We start from the raw sequence: 3427 nt of genomic DNA on the forward strand, positions 1-3427 counted from the left end.
GCAGGACGAGTCGCTGGAGGACATCCTGCAGCAGACGGTCCCGCCGCCGTCGGCGGAGAACCACGACCCGGTGGCGACGGACGATCAGCTGGGGGCGCGTCCGGGGCGGGCGAGCATCCTGCCGGTGCTGGCGAACGACTCGGATCAGGACGGCGACGTGCTGACCGCGCGGGTCGTGTCCGATCTGCCGTCGGGCATCACGGTGTCGCCGATCGCGAACGACTCGCAGCTGCAGATCGAGATCCCGGAGTCGTTCTCGGAGCGGATCGTGACGTTCCAGTACGAGGTCGTCGACGGCAAGGGCGGCTCGGCGACGGCGACCGTGACGGTGACGGTGCGCACGCCGGATGAGAACGGTGCGCCGGAGCCGCTGTTCGAGCAGTCGTTCACGATCGAGCAGACCGCCCGGTTCGAGTACCCGGGCCTGCAGGGCTGGTACGACCCCGACGGGGACGACTTCTACCTGCAGTCCGCCACGAGCCCCTCCGGCGACCAGATCGAGGCATCCCCCGCGGGCCGCATCCTCTACACGGCGACCGGCTCGCCGGGCCCGACGACGGTCGAGATGTCCGTCGTCGACAGCCGCGGCGACGCGACCGCGGGGTCCATCCGCGTCACGGTCATGGAGCGCAACACGGCCCAGATGCTCGCGAACGCCGACTTCGTGTCGACGACCGTCGGGCAGGAGGTGTCGATCGAGCCGCTCGCGAACGACTACGTGCCCGGCACGCAGGCGGCGCGCCTCGCCCAGGTGTCCTTCGACCGCGCGCCTGCCATCGCCGGGTCGTTCGACCCCGAGACGGGCATCGTCACGCTCTCGAGCGACACCGTGGGCACCTACTACGTGCCCTACCTCGCGACGGCCGGGGCCTCGTCGCCCACCGGGCAGATCCGCGTCGACGTCCGCGAGACCGACGACGAGGCGAGGCCGGTGGCGGTGCGCGACATCGCGCTGCTGCCGCAGCTCGGCGAGACGCTCGTCGACCTGCTCGCCAACGACGTCGATCCCTCGGGCGGCGTGCTCGTCGTCCAGTCGGTCGTCGCGAACGGCGTGCCCGTGTCGGCGCAGCTGCTCGAGCGCCGCGTGCTGCGCCTGTCGGACACGCAGGGCCTGACGTCCGAGGCGACCATCACGTACACGGTGTCGAACGGCCGCTACACGGAGACGGGGCAGGTCGTCGTCATCCCCGTGCCGCCGCCGGAGCAGCCGACGCCACCCACGGCGGTCGCCGACACCGCGACGGTGCGCGAGGGCGACTTCGTGTCGATCCCCGTGCTCGAGAACGACTTCAGCCCCGACAACCTCGAGCTCACGGTCTCGGGCGAGCTCGTCGAGACCACGTTCGCCTCCGGCGACGACGGCTGCGACGTCACGGGCGAGGATGCCGAGGGCTGCGCCTTCGTCGACGGCGACCAGGTGCGCGTGTTCGTGCCGGTCGGCGGGCCGTCGTCGGTGCGCCTCGTCTACGAGGTGTCCGACGTGCACGGCGGCGTCGCGACGGCGCCCATCGACCTCACCGTGGTCGACCGCGAGGCCGGCAACGACCCGCCCATCGCCGAGACGGTCACGGCGCGCGTCGTCGAGGGCAACCTCGTCTCGATCCCCATCCCGCTCGACGGCATCGACCCCGACGGCGACGGCGTCGAGCTCGTCGGCTACGACGAGGCACCCGACGCGGGACGCGTGACCGAGGTGGGCGACGGCTTCTTCACCTACGAGGCCTACGAGGGCTCCGCGGGCTCGACGACCTTCACCTACCGGGTGCGCGACCGCTGGGGTGCCGAGTCGACGGCGGCCGTCGTCATCGGCATCGCCCCGCCGCCGGACGTCAACCAGGCGCCGTACGCCGAGCGCGACGAGGTGTCCGTCCAGCCGGGCAGGCAGATCGCGGTGCCGGTGCTCGCGAACGACTTCGACCCCGACGGCGACCTGCTGACGCTCGAGACCGACGGCATCGCCGACGCCTCCGAGGAGCTCGGCGACGTGACGATCGACGAGGATCGCAGCACCGTCGACTTCGTCGCCCCCGACGCGGACGGCGAGTACTCGCTGCGCTACCGCATCTCCGACGGCCGCGGCGGATCGACGCAGGGCGTCGTGCTCGTCACGGTCGCCGCCGATGCGCCGCTCGAGCCGCCGATCGCGGTCGACGACGTCGTGCCGCCGGCCGACGTCGTCGCGGGCGAGCCGCTCGCCGTGCCCGTGCTCGACAACGACCTCGACCCCGACGGCAGCCCCGACGCGCTCGAGGTGACCGTGCTGCAGGGCGACGGCGACGTCGTCGCCGAGGGCATCCGGGTGACGCCGAGCGACGAGGAGTTCCAGGTCGTCACGTATCGCGTCACCGACCCCGACGGCGAGAGCGCCGAGGCCTTCGTGTTCGTGCCCGTCGCGCGCGATCCCGCACCCCGGCTCGCCGACCCGAGCGCGGTCTACGAGGTGCAGTCCGGCATCGCCGAGGAGTTCGACCTCGACGAGCTGGTCGAGGTGTCGCAGAACGCGCCGCGCATCACGACCGCCGATCGCGTCTCGGCGACGAACGCCAACGGCGATCCGCTCGTCGTCGACGTCGACACGCTCGTCTACACGTCGGAGTCCGGCTACACGGGCCCGGCGACGCTCAGCTTCGAGGTGAGCGACGGCACCGACGAGTCCGACCCCGACGCCAACACCGCGACCCTCTCGATCGCGCTGCTCGTGCGCCCCTCGTCCGCCGTCGCCCCGACGTTCCAGGGCGCGTCGCTGCAGGTGCCGCAGAACGGCTCGATCGACTTCGACCTCACGACCGCGACGCGCGACCCCGACCCGGGCGACCTCGACGAGATGGGCTTCGAGGTCGTCGGCGGCGAGTCCGACCAGGTCGACGCCGACCTCGCCGACCAGACGCTCACCCTCTCGGCGCCCGTGAACGCGAACGTCGGCTCGTCCGTGTCGTACACGATCGAGGCGACCGACCGGCACGGCAACGCCGCCCAGGGCACGGTCGTCGCGACCGTCGTGATCTCGAACGAGCCGCTCGCGAGCCTGCGCGACGACGCCGCCGAGGCCGTGCAGGGCATCGCCTCCACCGTCAACGTGCTCGCGAACGACTACAACCCCTTCGAGGGGCAGGCGCCCCTGCGCGTCGTCGAGTCGACCGTGATCGCCGGCGGCGGCCAGGTCTCGGACGACGGCGCGAGCGTGACGGTGACGCCGGACGCCGACTTCTCGGGCGTCATGACCGTGCGCTACACGGTGCAGGATGCGACCGAGACCGTGCAGCGCCAGCAGACGGGCCAGGTGGTCGTCAACGTGAAGGGCCGGCCGGAGGCGCCGATCCGTCCGAACGTGCTGTCGGTCGGGGATCAGACGGTGACGCTGGCGTGGGCTGCCCCGGCGTCGAACGGTGCGGCGATCTCGGGCTACACGGTGCAGAGCGCGGATGGG

At 72.1% G+C, this 3427-nt stretch carries 1 protein-coding gene; it reads left to right on the top strand.

All coding sequences use genetic code 11. The annotated features are described in order from the left end of the window. Positions 1-70: 70 nt before the first annotated feature. The coding region (locus ABD249_RS02235) for an Ig-like domain-containing protein (RefSeq protein WP_425546275.1) at positions 71-3427 on the top strand (3357 nt) is incomplete at its 3' end.

It is taken from the genome of Agrococcus versicolor (assembly GCF_039531815.1).
GTDB classification, from domain to species: domain Bacteria; phylum Actinomycetota; class Actinomycetes; order Actinomycetales; family Microbacteriaceae; genus Agrococcus; species Agrococcus versicolor.